The sequence below is a fragment of the Saltatorellus ferox genome (assembly GCA_007751475.1).
Taxonomy (GTDB): Bacteria; Planctomycetota; UBA1135; order UBA1135.
The window spans coordinates 1,421,160-1,440,731 of record CP036434.1; the positions used below are offsets into that span (position 1 = coordinate 1,421,160).

General features: G+C 67.7%; 12 protein-coding genes. 6 read left to right on the forward strand and 6 right to left on the reverse strand.

Going from position 1 to position 19,572, the window contains the following annotated elements:
• Positions 1-42: 42 nt before the first annotated feature.
• From Poly30_RS05245 to hemH, 4 genes are all read right to left on the reverse strand, one after another.
• Positions 43-276, reverse strand: a complete 234-nt coding sequence (locus Poly30_RS05245; RefSeq protein WP_145195007.1) for a hypothetical protein — start codon at positions 274-276, stop codon at positions 43-45.
• A 127-nt stretch (positions 277-403) separates the two neighbouring features.
• Positions 404-4,177, reverse strand: a complete 3,774-nt coding sequence (gene metH, locus Poly30_RS05250) for a methionine synthase (RefSeq protein WP_145195009.1) — start codon at positions 4,175-4,177, stop codon at positions 404-406.
• Positions 4,174-5,133 (reverse strand): ArsR/SmtB family transcription factor, encoded by a 960-nt coding sequence (locus tag Poly30_RS05255; protein WP_145195011.1) that lies wholly within the window; start codon positions 5,131-5,133, stop codon positions 4,174-4,176. Before Poly30_RS05255 ends, metH begins: the two co-directional genes overlap by 4 nt.
• Before the next feature lie 589 nt (positions 5,134-5,722).
• The gene (gene hemH / locus Poly30_RS05260) at positions 5,723-6,787 is read right to left on the reverse strand and encodes a ferrochelatase (protein ID WP_419190991.1); all 1,065 of its coding nucleotides are present in this window, start codon (positions 6,785-6,787) and stop codon (positions 5,723-5,725) included.
• A 95-nt stretch (positions 6,788-6,882) separates the two neighbouring features.
• Between hemH and Poly30_RS05265 the strand changes: the two genes are divergently transcribed.
• The 4 genes from Poly30_RS05265 to Poly30_RS05280 all read left to right on the forward strand — a co-directional run bounded on the left by Poly30_RS05265 (position 6,883) and on the right by Poly30_RS05280 (position 11,684).
• Positions 6,883-8,967: an AsmA family protein gene (locus tag Poly30_RS05265; RefSeq protein WP_145195013.1), complete on the forward strand. Its 2,085-nt coding sequence runs from the start codon at positions 6,883-6,885 to the stop codon at positions 8,965-8,967.
• A gap of 158 nt (positions 8,968-9,125) precedes the next feature.
• Positions 9,126-9,953 (forward strand): fasciclin domain-containing protein, encoded by an 828-nt coding sequence (locus Poly30_RS28165; RefSeq protein ID WP_419190992.1) that lies wholly within the window; start codon positions 9,126-9,128, stop codon positions 9,951-9,953.
• A 49-nt stretch (positions 9,954-10,002) separates the two neighbouring features.
• Entirely contained in the window at positions 10,003-10,719 is a 717-nt protein-coding gene (locus Poly30_RS05275) for an RNA polymerase sigma factor (RefSeq protein WP_419190993.1), read from the forward strand.
• A gap of 2 nt (positions 10,720-10,721) precedes the next feature.
• On the forward strand, positions 10,722-11,684 hold the full coding sequence (locus Poly30_RS05280; protein WP_145195017.1) for a hypothetical protein: 963 nt from the start codon (positions 10,722-10,724) through the stop codon (positions 11,682-11,684).
• Between the two features lie 10 nt (positions 11,685-11,694).
• On the opposite strand, the gene Poly30_RS05285 is transcribed toward Poly30_RS05280, so the two are convergent.
• Positions 11,695-12,429, reverse strand: coding sequence for a hypothetical protein (locus Poly30_RS05285; RefSeq protein WP_145195019.1), 735 nt, complete (start codon positions 12,427-12,429; stop codon positions 11,695-11,697).
• 144 nt (positions 12,430-12,573) lie between these two features.
• Here Poly30_RS05285 and Poly30_RS05290 point away from each other — a divergent pair, with 144 nt between their 5' ends.
• Positions 12,574-15,732, forward strand: a complete 3,159-nt coding sequence (locus Poly30_RS05290) for a WD40/YVTN/BNR-like repeat-containing protein (protein WP_145195021.1) — start codon at positions 12,574-12,576, stop codon at positions 15,730-15,732.
• A 93-nt stretch (positions 15,733-15,825) separates the two neighbouring features.
• Here Poly30_RS05290 and Poly30_RS05295 read toward each other — a convergent pair whose 3' ends face one another.
• Positions 15,826-18,351 carry a hypothetical protein gene (locus Poly30_RS05295; protein ID WP_145195023.1) on the reverse strand — a complete coding sequence of 842 codons (2,526 nt, stop codon included), beginning with the start codon at positions 18,349-18,351 and terminating at the stop codon, positions 15,826-15,828.
• A gap of 165 nt (positions 18,352-18,516) precedes the next feature.
• Here Poly30_RS05295 and Poly30_RS05300 point away from each other — a divergent pair, with 165 nt between their 5' ends.
• Positions 18,517-19,572, forward strand: coding sequence for a mechanosensitive ion channel family protein (locus tag Poly30_RS05300; protein ID WP_145195025.1), 1,056 nt, complete (start codon positions 18,517-18,519; stop codon positions 19,570-19,572).

Here is a 19,572-nt window from a genome sequence, read left to right on the forward strand (position 1 = left end):
AACGACCTGTTCGTCGAAGGACGCGCAGTCCCTTCATGGCTCTCAGCGGAAGACCGCGAGCAGCGGCCGCTTCGTGCGGCGCGCTTCGGCCGTGGCGGCGGCGAGGTCGGTGCGCCATGCGATGTCGCCCGTGGCTTCGGCTTGCCCGGTCGAGGTTCCAGCCGATCCCTGCTGGCCCCAGGAGGGCGTGGTTCCAGCCGTGCCGGGGAGCCCGAGCGTCATTATCAAGGCGAGGCCCGCGGCCAGGGCGGACGCTCCGAGGAGGGCGGATTTCATCTTCCGAGCGTAGCGGAGCTTGGCGCCGTCGATACACGGATTCTGGCGGTACCGAACCTGGCGGTACCGAACCCGACCCAGATCCGCCACGTTTCGTGGTGCCGCTGGCGGCGCCGCCAAATTTCGATCAGATGTCGTACGCCAGCCACGGGGCCAGCCACTTCTCCGCTGTCTCCACCGGCAGGTCCGCGCGCTTCGCGTAGTCCTCGACCTGGTCCTTGTCGATCCGGCCCACGCCGAAATACTTCGCTTCGGGGTGGCCGAAGTAGAAGCCGCTGATCGACGCGGCGGGGGTCATCGCCATGTGGTCCGTGAGAGCGCAGCCGATCTCGTTCGCTTGGAGGAGCTCGAAGTGCAGCGGCTTTTGGCTGTGGTCCGGGCACGCGGGGTAGCCGAACGCGGGGCGGATGCCGCGGAAGTCCTCGTTCAGGAGGTCCTTCACGGCGAAGTCATCCTCGCGCTCGTAGCCCCAGTCGATCCGCGCCCGGCGGTGCGTCCACTCGGCGGAGGCCTCCGCGAGGCGGTCGGCGAGGGCCTTAACGATGATCGCGTCGTAGTCGTTGCCCTCCTTCTCGAACTTCGCGGCCAGGACATCCGCGCCGTGGACCGCCACGTTGAAGAGGCCCAGGTGGTCCTCGACGGCGACGTCCTTTGGCGCGACGAGGTCCGCGAGGCTCTTGTTCGGACGGTCGTCCGGGTGGACCTGCTGCTGGCGGAGCATCGGGAAGCGCGCGGTCTCGGTCGTCCGCGAGTCGGGATCACCGAGCACGACGTCCTCGCCCTCGGTCCACGCCGGCCAGAAGCCGTAGACGGCCTCGGCCTGCAGCGAATCGTTGTCCACGATCGTCTTCAGGATCGCGGTCGCGTTCTCGAACAGCTCGCGCGCTGCCTCGCCCTGCTTGGGATCATCGAGGATCTGCGGGTACTTGCCCTTCAGCTCCCACGCGAGGAAGAACATCGTCCAGTCGATGAGCGGCACCAGCTCGGTGAGCGGGATGTCGCGCACGATGCGGCGGCCCGTGAACGAGGGCCTGGAGACCTCTTCGGGGGCCCATGCGTGGGTCTGGCGATTCTCGACCGCGCGCTCGTGGGAGAGGAGCGGGCGCTCCTGGCGCAGCTTCCACGTCTCGCGGATCTTGTTCTGCTTCTCGCGGTTCGCGGCGTCCGTGGTCACGCGGCGCTCCTCGTCGAGCAGGTCCGAGACGACGTTCACCGAGCGCGACGCGTCGTGCACGTGCAGCACCGGGTGGCTGTAGTTCGGCGCGATCTTCACGGCCGTGTGCTGGGGGCTCGTCGTCGCGCCACCGATGAGGAGGGGAATCTCGAAGCCTTCGCGCTGCATCTCCTTCGCCACGAAGACCATCTCGTCGAGGCTCGGCGTGATGAGGCCCGAGAGGCCGATCATGTCCGCGTCCACCTCGCGCGCCTTCTCGAGGATCTTGTCGCACGGGACCATGACGCCCATGTCGATCACCTCGTAGTTGTTGCAGCCGAGCACCACGCCCACGATGTTCTTGCCGATGTCGTGGACGTCGCCCTTGACCGTTGCCATGACGACGACGCCGCCGCTCTTCTTCTCGGGCTGGTCACCTTGCGCCCCGCCGCCCGCGGCGAGCAGCTGGGCCTTCTCCTCCTCGATGTAGGGCTCCAGGACCGCGACCGCCTTCTTCATCGCGCGCGCGCTCTTCACCACCTGGGGGAGGAACATCTTGCCCGCGCCGAAGAGGTCGCCGACCACGCGCATGCCGTCCATCAGCGGGCCTTCGATGACCTCCAGGGGGCGCGCGTACTGGGTGCGCGCCTCCTCCGTGTCAGCCTCGATGTAGTCGACGATACCGTGGACGAGCGCGTGCTCCAGGCGCTTCTGCACCGCCGCCTCTCGCCAGGAGAGGTCGACCTCACGCACCTTGCCGCCGCCCGTGATGGTCGCGGCGTGCTCCATGAGGCGCTCGGTGGCGTCAGCGCGGCGGTTGAAGATCAGGTCCTCGACGCGGGTGAGCAGCTCCTTGGGGATGTCCTCGTAGACCTGGATCATCCCCGCGTTGACGATGCCCATGTCCATGCCCGCGCGGATCGCGTGGTACAGGAACGCCGAATGGATCGCCTCGCGCACCACGTTGTTGCCGCGGAACGAGAACGACAGGTTGCTGACGCCGCCGGAGATCTTCGCGCCAGGGCACTGGCGCTTGATCTCGGCCGTCGCCTCGATGAAGGCCGCGCCGTAGTTCGCGTGCTCCTCGATGCCCGTGCCGATCGCCAGAATGTTGGGATCGAAGATGATGTCCTTCGGCTCGAAGCCGACCTCGTCCACGAGCAGGTCGTAGGAGCGCTTGCAAATCGCCACCTTGCGGTCGGCCTCGGCGGCCTGGCCGTCCTCGTCGAACGCCATGACGACGACGCCCGCGCCGAAGGAGCGGATCTCGCGCGCCTTCCCGAGGAAATCGGCCTCGCCCTCTTTCAGCGAGATCGAGTTCACGATGCCCTTGCCCTGGAGACAGCGCAGGCCCGCCTGGATCACGGTCCACTTCGAGCTGTCGATCATGATCGGCACGCGGCTGATCTCGGGCTCCGTGGCGATCAGGTTCAGGAACGTGGTCATCGCGTGCTCGGAGTCGAGCATGCCCTCGTCCATGTTGACGTCGATGACGTTCGCGCCGCTGCGGACCTGGTCGAGGGCGACGCTGAGCGCGCCCTCGTAGTCGTTCGCGGTGATCAGCTGGCGGAAGCGCGCCGAGCCGGTGACGTTGGTGCGCTCGCCGACCATGAGGAAGTTCGTGTCCTCGTCGACGGCGAGCGTCTCCAGGCCGGAGAAGAACGCTTTCCTCTCACGCAGCTCGCGCGCGCCCGTCCGGTCGCGGCGGGGCCCGGTGTCCTCGGACACGCGGCGCGCGCCCTCGGCGATCTTCGCGATGTGCTCGGGCGTCGTGCCGCAGCAGCCGCCGACGATGTCGACGATGCCACTTTCCGCGAATTCGGTGACGAGCTTGCCGGTGGTTTCGGGGGCCTCGTCGTACTCGCCGAAGGCGTTCGGCAGGCCCGCGTTCGGGTAGCTCGAAACGTAGCAAGGGGCGACGCGGCTGAGTTCCTGCACGTAGGGGCGCATGTCGCGGGCGCCGAGCGAGCAGTTCACGCCCACCGAAAGCGGCTGCGCGTGCGCGACCGAGTTCCAGAACGCATCGACCGTCTGGCCCGAGAGCGTCCGCCCCGAGGCGTCGGTGATCGCGACGGAGAGCATGAGCGGTGGCCTGCGGCCGAAGTCCGTGCACGCCTCGTCGATGGCGACGATGGCGGCCTTCGAGTTCAGCGTGTCGAAGATGGTCTCGACGAGGAGCAGGTCGACGCCGCCCTCCAGCAGCGCGATGGCCTGTTCCTTGTAGGCGGCCTTCAGCTCTTCGAACGTGATCGAGCGGAACGCGGGCTCGTCGACCCGCTCGGACAGCGACAGGGTCTTGCTCGTCGGCCCGACCGCGCCCGCGACGAAGCGCGGCTGGTCCGGCGTCTGGAGCGTCCACGCGTCGGCGGACTCGCGTGCGATTCTGGCGGCGGCGAGGTTGATTTCCCGCGCTGCGTCCTCGAGACCGTACTCGGCCTGGGCGATGCGCGTCGCGCTGAACGTGTTGGTCTCGATGATGTCGGCGCCGGCCGCGAAGAACGCGTCATGCACGCTGCGCAGCACGTCGGGCCGCGTGATCGACAGCAGGTCGTGGTTGCCCTTCAGGTGCGCGGTGGCGTCCTCGAAACGCGTGCCCCGATAGTCGGCCTCCTCCAGCCCCTTCTTCTGCATCATCGTGCCCATCGCGCCATCGAGCACGAGGAGACGCTTGGCCAGGATGTCGTCGAACCGTGCGCGCTCGGCGGAGGCGGCGGCGAGGGTGGTGGTGCGTTTGGAAATGAGAGTCATCGGAGGGGAGAGGTCGCCAGGGGAGCTCGGGCAGCGGTGCCGGTTGCGAGGAGCGTCATGAAGTGGGGGGGCTGTGGATCGCGCGCTGCGCGCTCGATCGACACGTCGTCGAAGCCGGCTTCGCGGCAAAGACGCTTGAGGTCGACCTCGGTGAAACCGAGGTGCCTGTGCTGGAGGCGGTCGCGGACCCAGTCCTCGCCGTGGGCGAGGAGGTCGAGCACGAGGAGCTTGCCGCCTGGCCGGAGGATGCGGCGCGCCTCGCCGAGGGCGGCGACCGGGTCGCTGGCGTGGTGGAGCGCCTGGCTGAGGACGGCGACGTCGTAGGACTCGTCCCCGAGGGGCAGGGACTCGATGTCGGCTTCGACCGTTTCGATGTTCGTGATGCTCTTCGCCCGGGCGCGCGTGGTGAGCTGGGTCAGCATCTCGGGGCTCAGGTCCACCGCGGTGACCGATTCGGCGATCTCGGCCAGCATGAGCGTCAGCATGCCGTCCCCGATGCCGAGGTCCACGTACTTGCCGCGGGGTGCGAGGCGCAGGAGGCCGCGGGCGAGGCCTTCCCAGGTGCGGCCCGGGAGGACCTGCTCGCCGAAGGCGGCGGCCACGCGGTCGAAGTACGAACGTGACTCGCGTCGGCGGCGCTCCATGACGCCGAGGTAGCCCGCGTCGTCGGCGCGGAACTCGGACTCGAGGTCCGAGCCGTCGAGGACCGTGGTCAGGAGTTCGACCGGCCCGGTGGAGGCGAGGCTGTAGTAGCTGCGACGTCCCGCGCGGCGGTCGATGACAAGCCCGACGTCCTTGAGCTGGGTGAGCTGGGTGGAGATCCGGCTCTGGCCCATGTTCAGGATCTCCTGGAGCTCGGAGACCGCGAGTTCCCCTTTACGCAGGAGGTTGAGCACCCGCAGACGGGTCTCGTCACCGAGGGTCTTGAGCAGGCGGGAGGTATGGGTGAGGCTCATGTGGATGGGCTGGGGCGCGCGAGGGCGAATCCTAGCTCATCGGCATTTCTCGATCTGTTGATATCCCAATAAGTTGATATGTATCGAGGGCGCCCCGAAACTGGGCGTGGCAGGGCGTCGCGATACCGCCATGGGCCAGGGACTCGCGCGCAGATGCAGCCGAAAAAATGAGCCCCTGCGCCTCCCATGGATAGGGGGGCGCCGGGGCTGGTTGGCAGGCGGCAGCTTCGTCCTGATACGAGCAGGACGCATCTCTCCCGATTCACTGCGGGGCCCGATCCGATCGTCTAGCTTCCCCCGGATCGACTCAATCAGGGCGGCAGAGGCTCTGGCAGGCGTTTCCCCCGGCTGAGAAACCCGCGTAAGCGGGCGCGGCGGGAGTGCAAGTTCTCCCTCCAATCAGCCAGAGTTACCCCGTGGGTCGATCTCGGTAGACGATGGAACGGGCGCCCGAAGGTTCGGGTCACCTGTCTACTCCTCTGAACGCAAGGCGGAGGCAGGTCCGCCACATTTCATGGCAGAAATGTCATGTCTCTCGGGGAGGGCGAGCGTCCAGGCTCCAGCGACGGCATGTCGCGGACGCGATCGCTCAGCGGACCGGTAGATGTCGGCGGACGATCTTGGTCGCGCCGCGCACCCACCGCTCGGACGAGTTCAGGGAGGGGATGAGCCGAAGCTCTTCTCCGCCCGCCTTCTTGAAGTCCTCTTCCGCCCGGATCCCGATCTCCTCGATCGTTTCCAGGCAATCGGCCACGAAGGAAGGGCAGAAGACGGCGAGCTTCTTCACGCCGCGCTTCGCCAGCTCCACCACCTCGAAGTCCGTGTAGGGACGGAGCCATGGGGTTCGGCCGAGCCGCGACTGGTAGGCGGCGGAGACGTGCGTGGGGTTGAGCTCGAGCGCGCTCTGGATGGCGGCGGTCGTCGCGTGGCAGTGGGCGCCGTAGCACTGGCGGTTCGCGAAGCCGATCGACTCGCAGCAGTCGGGGGTCTTCAGGCAATGCTGGCCGGTCGCGTCGCTCTTCGTCACGTGGCGCTCGGGGAGCCCGTGGTAGCTGAAAAGGACGTGGTCGGGCTGCATCTCGTCGAGAACGGGGCGCGCGACCTCGGCGAACGATTCGATGAACTCCGGGTCGTCGTAGAATGGCGGCACGATGCGAAGGAAGGGCGTGTTCCAGAGCTTGGACGCCTCGGCGTAGATCGCTTCCACCGCGGAGCCCGTCGAGCTCGACGCGTACTGGGGGAAGAGCGGGAAGACCACGATCTCGTCGCAGCCTGCCTTCTGGAGCTGGGCGAGGCCCGCCGCGATCGACGGGTTGCCGTAGCGCATGGCGAGGACCACGACCGCCTCGGGGATGTGCTGGGCGATCTCCTTCGCGAGTGCTTCGCCGTGGAAGAGCAGCGGCGAGCCCATGTCGGTCCAGACCTCCCGGTAAGCCTCCGCCGACTTGGCGGGGCGCGTCGGAAGGATGATCAGGTTGAGCAGCGCCGCCCGGCCGACGGGGTTGATATCGAGCACCCGCGGATCCGAAAGGAACTGACGCAGGTAGCGCCGGACCTCGGGCGTCTCGGGCGCGTCCGGCGTGCCCAGGTTGATCAGGAGGACGCCGGGGCGACCGTGGTGCGGGTGGGTCAGTTTGGGTGAAGCTTCGGGCATATCGACGGAGAGATTGAACTCGATCGGAGCGCGTGACCATGAAATTCGCCCTATGCGCCCTCATCGGACGCAGAATTGCGACCAAGATTGGGGGCATGAACCACGACTCGAACGTCGACAGCCCCAGGTCCGAAGCCGATGCACTCTCTTCCAGCGGCGGTCCTTCCGGGAGCCGCGCCCTGCGCTGGCTCGGACGGATCGGGATCGTGCTCGTGCTGCTTCTCATCGCGGCCGTGACGATCGGTCCGAGCCTCGCGGGCAAGTGGCTGCGCGGGGAGATCGAGCGGCAGGCAGGGGAGCGGGTCAACGGACGCGTGACGATCGACGAGCTGAAGCTTTCCTTGAACGGCAAGGCGCGGCTCACGGGACTCGCCCTCGAAGACGCGGCGGGGAATCTCGTGGCCCGCGTGCCCGAGGCGAAGGTCGACGTGGGGCTGCGTTCGCTGCTGACCGGAAAGCGCGATGTCTCCGCAGTGGTCACGGACGCGGAGATCGAGCTCGTGCGCGACGGGGAAGGAACCTGGAACCTCGACGGGCTCATGATTCCGAGCGAAGAGAGCGCGGACGAGGAGAGCGACGACGGCGAGGGCATGAGCCTCCCCGAGCTGGACCTCCACGGGCGCCTCGAAGTCGTGAACGCGACGGTCACGGTGCGATCTCCGGAAACGGTGCTGACGCTGCGCGAGGTGACGTTCGGGGCGGGGCTCGACGGGAACCGGCGTGGGCTCACCATCGAGTCCAGTGCGAGCGTGTTCGGCGGCGAAGGCAGTGCGGGAGACTTCGTGCTGAAGACGGTGATCTGGCCCAAGGCCGGGGACGGCGCAACCCTGAGCGAGCTGAGCATCACGTCGCTCGACCTCGGGGTCGTCGAGGAAGCCATGAAGCTCGTCGGCTCGCCACTGGAAGCGGGCAGCGTGCTCGAAGGCGTGTTGACGGTGAAGGTGAGCGGCTCCCTCGGCGATCTCGATCCGGCGGGTGCGTTCGAGGTACAGGCCACCGGGCAAATCGAGAACCTGAAGGTCGACATCCGCCAGGGCGGACTCGAGGCCCTGAAGTTCGACGATCGCCTGGCGACCCTGAGCGCGAACGCGTCGCGCACCGCGGCGGGCGCGGAGCCGAAGGCAAACGTGGATCTCGGCGGGCGCGACGGAAAGCTGAGCGCGAACGTGCGCTGGGACGGCGCGGCGGACGTCGGGCTCGTCGCAGACGTCAAGGTCGACGGGCTGAACGCTTCCGCGGGGCTCGAGCCACTGCTGGCCCGCGTGCACCCGGTCTTCGCGAGCGCGCAGGCGATCGACGGGGCGGCGGTGGACGCGCTCGTGTCCAGCACGGTGCACGTGACGTACGACGCGCCGCTGACCTTGGAGACGCTGAAGGGCGGCTGGGAGGCGCTGCCGAAGGAGCCGCTGCAGGGGACGGGGAGCCTTTCGGTGGACGAGGGGCTCGTGGAGACGTCGCCGTTCTTCCGGGAGGTGCTGCAGACGTTCGGTCAGCCGGCGAACCCGACGTTCGATCTGAAGCCGCTCGGCTTCGCGGTGCAGCAGGGGCGGCTGAACTACACGAACCCGTGGACGTGGACGATCCAGGGGACGGAGACGCGCTTCGCGGGGTCCGTCGGGCTTGGCGGCGATCTGGACCTGAAGTGGGTGGTGCCGGTGACCGGTGGGCTGGCCCGGCAAAATCGCGTGTTCGAGGCGATCGCCGGGGAGACGTTCGAGGTCGCCCTCGGCGGCACGCTGACGAAGCCGACGTTCAACCTCGTCGGCGCGCTCTCGTCCCTGGCGAAGCGCGCGGCGAAGAAAGAGCTGGATCAGCGTCTGCAGGAAGAGAAGCAGAAGCTGCAGGAGAAGCTGCGGAAGGAGCTCGAGGACAAGGCGAAGGGCAAGGTCGGCGAGGCGCTCGAGGACGTGATCGGTGGAGACGCTGGCAAGGTCATCGACGAGGTGCTCGGCGGCAAGGTCCCGGTCAAGTCGCTGGAGGAGGCCGCGAAGGGGGTCATCGGCAGCGGGATCACCGGAGCCCAGGGTGCGGCCGATCTGCTCAAGAGCGCGGACGCTCTGTGGAAGGAAGGCAAGAAGGCCGAGGCGGCGGTGCTCTACAAGCGAATCCGCGACGAGTTCTCGATCTCGCCAACCTATCTCCTGAACAAGAAGCGCATCAAGGATCGCCAGAACGGTTAGCCCGGCTCGCGCGTAGCGGATGTGTTCAATCTGGCGTGCTCGCGAATTTGGCCGGATCCACGGGTCGCGCGTTGCGAACAAGTACGCGCGGCGCGGGTCGTCCCCGTCCAAGCCTCACTTTTCCTGAACCCTGACAACCCTGAACCCACCTTCTCGCCATGAAACTCATCGCCCCCCTTGCCTTCGCGGTCCTCTCCCTGGGAACGCTCGCGGCTTCTCCCCTCTCCGTTCATCGCCCGGTGGCTCAGCATCCCCAGGATGGGCCAGGCAACATCGTCGAGGTGGCCACCGAGGCCGGGAGCTTCGGCACCCTGCTGGCGGCGGCCAAGGCCGCCGGGCTCGTCGATGCGCTTACGGGCCAGGGGCCCCTGACGGTTCTGGCGCCCACGGATGAGGCTTTCGAGGCGCTCGGGAAGGAGACGATCGCGAACCTTCTGAAGCCGGAGAACCGTGAGACGCTGAAGACGATCCTGACCTACCACGTGATCTCGGGGAAGGTCGAGGCGAAGGACGCGCTGCGCGCCGGTTCCGCGGCGACGCTGGCCGGGCCGGAGGTGAGCTTCTCGCTCGTGGGCGGAAAGCTCCTGGTCAACGGCGAGGTGTCGGTGCTCGCCAACGACATCGCAGCGTCGAACGGTGTGATCCATGTGATCAACGAGGTCCTGATCCCGCCGACGCCGAAGCCCGAGGGGCGGCTGGTGGTCGGATTCTTCTCGGAGCGGCCGGGCGAGGAGCTGGCGCGCTACCTCGGCGTCGACCGGAACGCGACGCTGCTCGTGTCGTCGGTGACGAAGGGGAGCGAGGCCGAGGCGGCCGGGCTTCGTGCCTATGACCTGATCGTCGGCGTGAATGGGCGCGCGGCGACGAGCGAGGTGATCGGCGAGGAGAAGGAGAAAGCCGGCTACGGCGGGGCGATCCACCTCGACATCCTGCGCAAGGGCCAGAAGATGACCGTGGACGCGAAGGTGGGAGTCGAAGAGGGCTGAAATCCGCCTTTCTCGCAACCTCCGCGCGCCGCCCCGGATACTGGGTGGCGTGAAGCCAGCTTCGACCTCCATCCTGCGCCCTTTCGAGGAGCGCCTGCTCGCCGAGCTGCAGAGGCTGCAGCGCCACGCCGAGCAGCGTGCCGCGGATCGGGCAGCTGCCGACGACCTCGTTCAGGAGACGCTTCTGCGTGCCTGGCGGGGTCGCGCTTCGTTCGATCCCGAGCGGGAGCTCTGGCCGTGGCTTCGGGTCGTGGCGGACAACGCGGCAAGTCGGCGCGCGGAGGTCGAGGCGCGGCAGCCCGAGACGGATCGAGCGATCGCCGTCGAGCTGGAGCCGGACGGCTCCGAGCCGGAGCGTGAGCCTCCCTTCGACGTGCGACCGTTCCTGGAGAAGCTCCGAGCGGAAGAGCGCGAGGTCGTGGAGCGCTTCTACTTCGGTGGCGCGAGCATCGCGGAGATCGCGCGGGATCGGAGCTGCGCCGAGGGGACGGTGAAATCCCAGCTCAGCCGGGCGCGGATGCGGTTGGCCGGGATGCTCGCAGGGCTCGTTCTCGGTCTCGGCGCGCTCATGTGGTGGTTCTGGCCGCCGCCGCCGCTGGAGCCGGCTCCCGCGCGGCTCGCCTATCACTCGCTCACCGTCGAGCACATCGAGCCGGAGCCAGCGAAGCTCGCTGTTCGCGACCTTTCGAAGACCACTCGCCGCGGATGGACCGTGGTGGGGGCCGTGACCGCCGAGACCCAGGACTCCCCGCCAGGGGACCAGTGACCATGATGTGGATTCTTCTAGCTACCGCTCTGCTCTTTGCGCCGCCTGCGGCGGACTCGGAGGTGTTCTCGGTGGGAGCCCTGACCGGCGCCAATGAACTCGAGGAGCTCCGCGAAGCCGTGCTGCAGGACGGTCTCCCCGTTTCGGTTCGCCGGGCGTCCCTGGACCGCTACACCGAACTCGTGAGGAGCGGTGAGGCTGAGACCAAGGTCGAGGAGATCGCGTCCAACATCCGGGCGTTCGTCGAGCCCGCTGCGGATGCAGGCTTCGAGGTGACGGTCGAGTCGGCGGGCGAACTCCGCGTTGCCGGGACGGCGGATCAGTTGCGATGGGTCGAGTCCTTCTTGGAGGCCGCGTCCGACGAGGGCTTCCTGGATTCGTTCGTGGACGTGAAGCTCGAGATCTATCGACTTCCGATGGGGCAGACCGAGGGCCTCACGGCGGGCTTGACCATGAACGCCGAGGAGCTGGCCGCTCTGAAGGCGAAGCTCGCAAAGATCGACGGTATGGCGCTTGTGACGGCCCCACGTGTGATCACCGACGTGGGCGCCAGGGCGAACATGACGCTTGTCGAGGAGACGGCGTACATCAAGGACTTCGAGCTGACGTTCTTTCCGGACCGAGAGCAAGCGATCGCGGACCCCGTGGTGGGAGTGGTTCACGAGGGGCTCTTCATCGATCTGCGGGCTCTGCCTGTCGCGAGGGGCACGCTGATGCTCAAGGCGGATATCCGTACGGCGTCGCTCAAGCGGCCGATCCGAGAAGAAACGCGTAAGGCGGTCCCTGGCGGTGGAGCGGACTTGACGGTGCAAGTGCCGGAAGTGCGCGAGGTGAAGGCGGCCGTGCAGTTCGAGGTGAAGGAGGGGACATCGGTGGTGCTGTCGACCGTGGATCCCGGCTTCGAGGGCGAGGCAGAGCAAGAACTGCTGATGGTGATCACCGCGGTGCTGACGAAGGACGAGTAGTCCAGCGGACTCAGCTGCGGGCCCGCACGGCCGAGATCACCCGACGCATCGGAGTGATCCCCTCCGCGATCTCCTGCCACTTCACGCGGTAGCCCGCCGCCTCCAGCGCGTACGTCCGATGCACATCGATCGCGACGTCCGCGCCCAGCGCGTTCTTCAAGGACTCGGGCGCCGGGTGCAGTCGATGCGGCCGGCAACACGGGAGCGCAGCGAACGCTCCCCTGGCTCCGATCGCCAGCTCCATCGCCGCATCCGTCCGCAGGCCGCAGGCGTGAACCGCGATCACCCCGGTGCCCTCGGGCAGCTCCATTCGCTTCAGCTGCTCCACTCGCCACTGGATCTTCTCGCGCGCCCAGGGAGCGACCTCATCGGCGGCGTCCAGCAGCACGTCCGCGCTCGCTGGCCGCTCCCGGTCGATCAATAGCACCTTTTGGACCTCGCGCTCGAAGATCGCGAACAGGAGCCCCGCGAGACCGTGCCCGCAGCACAGGTCCGCCACCGCCGCGCCCCGCACTCGCTTGCGCACCAGCTCGAAGGTCTCCGTGGCTTCGAAGAGCTCCTTCGCCGGCAGCGCACTGCGCTCGCATAGAGCCCGCGCCAGCGCCGCCGGCAGCCCATCGCCCGGGAACTGCTCGGCGTCACGCGGCCGCAGGCTGGCCCGGGAACCGATCCACGGGGAGCCCGCGTCGATGTGCCGGTAGAAGCGCAGGCGCGCGTCCCGGGCGGCGGTGAGTTTCTCGGTCAAGATGCGCTCGAATGAAGACGACAGGCAGGTAGGGGAGGCCGCCCATCGTAAAGGCCCTGTGGGCCAGCGGGTCCAGCCCCCTTCAGGAAGCAGTCTGCGCCTAAGCTCGGCAGCTCGATCCCCATTCAGCCCCCTCCACTCTCCATGCTGATTTCGCTTTTTGTTTCCACGTTTGCCGCGGCCCTCGCGCTGCCGTCTCCCCAGGAGGCGAGCGCGCCGACGGCCCCCGCGTCCCCCGTTGCGGCGACCCCCGCCTCCGTCCTGAAGGGCATGGAGTTCCGTGAGGTCGGACCCTACCGCGGCGGCCGCTCCGCCGCCGTCACGGGTCTCGACTCCGACCCGATGACCTACTACATGGGCGCGGCCGGAGGCGGCGTCTGGAAGACCACCAACGGCGGTCAGTCCTGGAAGAACATCAGCGACGGAACCTTCGGCGGCTCCATCGGCGCCGTCGCCGTTTCCGAGTGGGACCCGAACGTGATCTACGTCGGCGGCGGTGAGAAGACCGTGCGCGGCAACGTCGCCCACGGCGACGGCCTCTGGCGCTCCGAGGACGCGGGCCGCACGTGGAAGTCCATCGGCCTCGAGGACTCGCACCACGTCCCGCGCATCCGCATTCACCCGCGCGACCCTGACACCGCGTGGGCGGCCGTGCTCGGTCACCTCTACGGGCCGCACCCGACGCGCGGCGTCTACAAGACCACGGACGGCGGCGAGACCTGGGAGCAGAAGCTCTTCGTCAGCGAGGACGCGGGCTGCGTCGACCTCGCGCTCGATCCGTCGAACCCGCGCGTGATGTTCGCGTCGTTCTGGAACGTGCGCCGCACGCCGTACTCCCTCAGCTCCGGCGGCGAGGGCTCGTCCCTCTGGAAGAGCGTCGACGGCGGCGAGACCTGGACCGACATCTCTGCGAACGATGGCATGCCCGAGGGGCCGCTTGGCATCAGCGGCATCAGCGTCTCCGGCGCGGATTCCGACACGGTGTACGCGGTGATCGAGGCCAAGGAAGGCGGCGTCTTTCGCTCCCGCGACGGCGGCAAGAAGTGGTCGCGCGTGAGCTCCGACCGCAACCTGCGCCAGCGCGCGTGGTACTACTCCCGCCTCCAGGCCGACCCCGTCGACGTCGACACCGTCTACGTCCTGAACGTCGGCATGCATCGTTCGACCGACGGCGGCAAGACCTTCGATCGGATCTCGACCCCGCACAGCGACAACCATGACCTCTGGATCGCACCGAGCGATCCGAAGCGCATGATCGAGTCCAACGACGGCGGCGCGAACATCAGCTTCGACGGCGGAGAGAGCTGGAGCGAGCAGGACACCCAGCCGACGTCCCAGATGTACCGCGTGTCGATCGATACGGCGCAGCCTTACCGCCTGCTCGGCGGCCAGCAGGACAACTCCGCGCTGCGCATTCGCTCGAGTTCCGAGCGAGGCGGCCGGCCGGGCCTGCGCGACTGGGAATCGACCGCGGGCGGCGAGAGCGGCCACGTCGTCGCGCACCCCGCGAACCCTGACCTCGTCTTCGGTGGCTCCTACGGCGGCTACCTGACGATGCGCGACCACGCGAACGGTCAGAGCCGCAACGTCACCGTCTGGCCGGACAACCCCATGGGCTACGGCGCGGAGGGCATGCTCTACCGCTTCCAGTGGAACTTCCCGCTCTTCTTCTCGCCCCACGGCGACCCGGAGGCGGCGCTCGACTCCGACGATAGCTACGCGCTCTACGCGGGCTCGAACGTGCTCTTCCGCTCGACCGACCTCGGCGCGAGCTGGAAGCAGATCAGCCCGGACCTCACCCGCAACGATCCGACCCGCCTCGGCCCGTCCGGCGGCCCGATCACCAAGGACAACACCGGCGTCGAGTACTACTGCACGATCTTTGCGGCCTTCGAGTCGCCGCTTCGCAAGGGCGTGATCTGGTGCGGCTCGGACGACGGCCGCGTGCACGTGACCACCGATGACGGCGGCACCTGGAACGACGTCACCCCCGAGGGCCTGCCGGAGTGGACGCAGATCAACGACATGATCGCGGACCCCTTCGCGGTGGGCGGCGCGTACCTCGCGGGCACGCGCTACAAGCTCGACGACTTCAAGCCGTACGTCTATCACACGACCGACTTCGGTGCGACGTGGCAGGACCTCTCCGCGGGCATCCCCGAGGATCACTTCACGCGCGCCATCGAGGCCGACCCGGAGCGCCGGGGCCTGCTCTTCGCGGGCACCGAGCGTGGGCTGTACGTCTCCATGAACGGCGGCGAGGAATGGAGCGCGTTCCAGCAGGGCCTGCCCATCGTGCCGGTGACCGACCTTCAGATCGCGGGCAGCGACCTCGTCGCCGCCACCCAGGGCCGCGGCTACTGGATCCTCGACGACATCGCGTCGCTGCGCCAGCTGAGCCTCGACGCCCACTTCGGCAACTCGGTGCTCTACGCGCCCGACGACGTGACGCGCGCGAGCTACGACCGCGGCGTCGCCATCGACTACCTCGTGGCCGAGGGCGTCGAAGACCTGAAGCTCACCATCAAGGACTACGACGGTGAGGTCATCGCTGAGTTCGTGCCGAAGGGCAAGGGCAAGAAGAACCCCCACGCCGCGGAGAAGGACGACGTGCTTCCGAACGACGTCGGCTTCCACCGCTTCACCTGGAACCTGCGCGCGAAGGGCGCGGAGTCGTTCCCGGACATGATCCTCTGGAGCGGCGGCATGGGCGGGCCGAAGGTCCCGCCGGGGCTCTACCGGATCGAGCTGACCGTCGACGGTGAGACCGTCGCGGTGCCGCTGACACTGACGGCGGATCCGCGCTCGACCTCTTCCACCATGGACCTCGTTTCGCAGTATCAGTTCGTGGTCGAGACCGGCGAATGGCTGACGCGGGCGCACACGGCGATCCGGAACATCCGCAGCGTTTCCAAGGACCTCGGGGCGCTGAAGAAGCGGCTTCCCGAGCCGGCGGAGGGCGAGGAAGCGGACGCAGCCGTCGTGGCGCTGAAGGCCGAGATCGACGCCGCGCTCGACGGGATGAAGGCCGTCGAGGAAGCCCTCTACCAGACGAAGAACCAGAGCGGCCAGGACCCGCTGAACTTCCCGATCCAGCTGACCGACAAGCTGGCGGGTGTGCGCTCCGGTGCCATGCAGGGCGAGTTTGCCCCGACGGCGCAGATGTGGGTCGTGGCCGATGAGCTGATGGGCAAGATCGAGACCGAGGTCACGAAGGTCGAGGCGCTGATGGCGACGGCGATCCCGGCGATCGACGAGAAGGCCCGCGGCATGGCGCTTCCGCTCGTGAGCGTTCCCGACTGACCCGCAGCCGTTCCTCGTGACGGAATGAAAGCGGCCCCCGTTCGCGCACGAAGCGCGAACGGGGGCCGCTTGCCGTTCAGTCGGACCGCTGAATCAGGGCGTGAACGTCAGCGACACGGCGTTCGTGAAGTTCGAGGTCGCGGCGCCGCCGACCGTCACGTCGCGGTGCCAGTACTGGAAGTACCAGGTCTGACCCGCGGCGATCGAGGTGAAGCCCGTCGGCTGCGGGACGTTCAGCGGATCGACCGTGGAGGTCAGCGTCCGGCCCGTGCCGCTGTTGGCGATCTGGTTCACGTAGCGACCGCCCCCGAGGACGCAGAGGTTGCCCCGCGCACCGGCCGGGTTCGTGACGTAGCCCGAGGTGTTGGCGACGAGCAGGTAGCCGAAGGCGTTCGCGGTGACGTCGATGGCCTGGAGGCTCTTCGTGGTGCCGATGCTCTGGTTCAGGGCCATGGCGCGGAGCCAGCCCTTCTCGCCGCCGCTGGAGTTCGTGGCGGCCTCGCAGTACTGCGTACCGACCGCGATCGCACCGAACTGCGGGATGTTGTTGTAGAGGTCGAGCGTGGCGCCCTCGATCTGCGACTCGGTCGGGCGAACGTCTTCCCAGACAGCACACGCGTCATCGTCGCTCGGGTTCGTGAAGACGCCGCCGTCGAACTGCGAGGTGATCGCCGGATGGCGCTCGATCGTGCCGCTGAACGCGAGGTTCAGGTGACGCTCGGAGAGGGTCGGGCGGAAGCTGGTGCCCGGGCCGTCCTGGAGGTGTCCGGCGCAGTAGTAGATGTCGTAGTCCGTGCCGGTGCCGAACTGCTCGGAGTACACCATCATGAAGCCCTTGCCGTCGGTCGTGATGTCGACGTCACGCTGGTCGGCCGCGAAGTCCGCGTCCTCCATGATGCTGAGGTTGGCCTGCGTTCCGACCTCGTCGCCGAAGGTGACCACGTTGGCCAGGACACTCGCGCCGGTCGAGAACTGGGTGTTGTAGGCCACGATATGCACGAGGTCCCCGTTGACTTCGAGGGGGCGGTCCAGCGTGGCGGTCGTGACGGGAGCGAAGTTGGTGGTGCCCGGGTTCACGGTCACGGTACTCGCCGGGAACGGACCGGTGAACGTGCCGTTGAAGTAGAGTCGCCGGGAGAGGATCTGACCCTGCACGGAGTTGCCCGTGCCGTCGCCACGGACCCAGACCACGTTGTAGTAGTCGGCGGTCGCCGTGTTGCCGATGCTGGACGAGATCCGGGGCGTGAGGTCCTCGGCGCCGGAGTTGTCGATGTTGATGCGTCCGGTGGCGAAGGTCTCGTTGAGGTTGACGATTCTGCCGTGGATGTCGCGGTCGGTGGCGCTGAAGCGACGCTCCCAGGTCACCGCGAACGCGTTGGAGATGCTGTCGAAGGTGTTGCCGGCCACGTCCGGGCTGGAGCAATCTGATGTGCCCGGCGAGTCGTTGACCTCGAAGGGGGTGCCGACGCTGAGTCCGGTCGGGTTGGCAGGAGCCACCGCGACCATCTGGCCGTAGATCCTGCGATTCGTGTCTCCGCTTGGGAGACCGGCAGCGACGACCATGAAGGTTTCGCCGCCTTGGTTCACGGCGACGCGGGGGCGACGCATGTCGATGGAGCCGATGGCGAGACTCACGAAGCTGGCCGCGTCCACGACGCCTCCGGCGCTGAGGCTGAAGCCGTACAGGTCGGCGTCGGTGGCGCTCGCCACGTCCTCGAACGCGACGAAGTACTTGTTCTGGCTCTTGTCGTAGGCGACGTCCGGCTTGGAGTCGTCCAGCGTTCCGGCCGCGAAGACGAAGGAGCTGATCAGCGGGTCGATCGTGATCGGGAGAGTCGCGCCTGCGAGATAGCTCGCCGGCACCGTCAGAGCGATTTCGCCAGGCGTCCAGGTGGTCTCGATCGGCGTCGGCTCACCCGAAGCGTCCAGGACGAAGGCGCGGCCGTAGTTCACGCGGGCGAGTTCGTTCTCGAAGAGGATCCCGGCGCCGTCCACTCGGGCCTGAAGCTCGGTCGTCACGTCCATGCGCACGACGAGATCGCCGCTGCCGGGGAGTTCGTGGAAGGTGAACGTCTGCTCGATCTTGTCCAGATCGTAGTGGTACGCCTCGATGGCGGCGCCGCGGTCGATCTGGAGGGCCGAGCCGCCGTCGAACGGAGCGCCGTTTCGAAGCGCCAGCGGCTCGCCGCCGACTCGGATGGAGCGGAGCGAGAACTCGACGTCGGCGCTTCCTTGCTTGCCCACGATGGGACGGAAGGTGAGGCCTGTCCCGGAGAGAATCGCCTTGTAGGCCGTGCCGCGGACGACCGCTTCATCGGCCGTGACCTGCACCAGCGGGCGCTGGATCAGCGACTGAACGCGCGTGGGGACGTCCAGGGCGCGCGCGTTGCCCGCGATCGAATCGGGCTTCTGGCGCTGAACGGAGGGAGCGGTGCCGGGAGCCTCCTGGAGGTCCGTGGCCCGGGTGGGCAGGGCGATGGGAGGCGCTCCGCGCTTCTCCGCATCGAGGTCCTGGGTCTGCACGACGGGCGGGACGGCTCCGAAGGATCCGCCCTGCTGCGTCATGGGGGAGGGTGAGAGGGCCGCGAGGGAGGCGGCGGTGAAGAAGGTGATACTCATGGGAGCGGCGGTCCACATGGGACCGCAGCAGGCGTTCGGGGGGAGGGGAACGGGCAATCTGCGAGGGCCGACGTGGCGGCCCTACGCTCCTGGGACTGCGCGCGCATCCGTACCATCAACGCGGGAAGTCGAGATTCCGCTCCGGTCCGCTAAGCTGCCCGTACCATGGCCATCCTCGAGAACCCGCTGGACACCGGCGATCTGCCCGGCTTCGGCCTCACGCTGCTCGCTTTCGTCCTCGTCGTGGCGGTCGCGCGACGTCTCGTCTTGAATCTGCCGGAGCGCGGCGGCTACCGGGGCCAGCTCGTTCTCTTCCTGGTGGTCGCGGCCGGCCTTCTCGCGGTGCTCATCTCCCTGCCGCTGCGTGACCAGGTGCGAGGCCTCGTCTTCCAGTTCGTCGGCCTGATTCTCTCAGCGGCCGTCGCGCTCTCGTCCACGACCTTCCTCGGCAACCTGATCGCGGGCGGGATGCTCCGCACCATCAGCAACTTCAACCTCGGCGATTGGATCCGGGTGGACGACCACTTCGGGCGCGTGACCGAGCGCGGCCTTCTTCACACCGAGATCCAGACCGAAGACCGCGACCTCACGACCATCCCGAACCTCCTCCTCGCGACGCATCCCGTGAAGGTCGTTCGCGCGTCGGGCACGATCATCTCGGCGAAGGTCAGTATCGGCTACGACGTGCCGCATGTTCGCGTGGAGGATGCCCTGCTCGTCGCGGCGAATCAGATCGGTCTCGTCGACGCCTTCGTGGCGATCGCGGACCTCGGCGACTTCTCGATCGTCTATCGGGTCGCCGGAAAGCTGGAGGAGACGGATCGCCTGATCTCGCGCCGCTCGAAGCTGCGGCGCGCGATGCTCGATGCCCTGCACGGCGCCGAAATCGAGATCATGTCGCCGACCTTCATGAACGTGCTTCAGCGGAGTCCGAAGGAACAGCTGATTCCCGAGGAGATCGGCAGCCGTCGCGAGGCAGACACCGCACCCGAGGAGGTCGCTTTCGACAAGGCCGATCTGGCCAAGGGCCTCGAGACGAAGCGAGCTTCGATCGCCGAACTCGAGAAGCGAATCGAAGAGGTCGGCGGTCGTACCGGCGGTCTCGAGGGCGACGAGCGCAGCGCTCTGGAACGTGAGCTCGAGCGAATGAAGTCCGAGGCCGCGCGACTGAAAGACGAGCTAGGCGCCGACGAGGAAACGCTGAAAGGCAGAATCGACTGA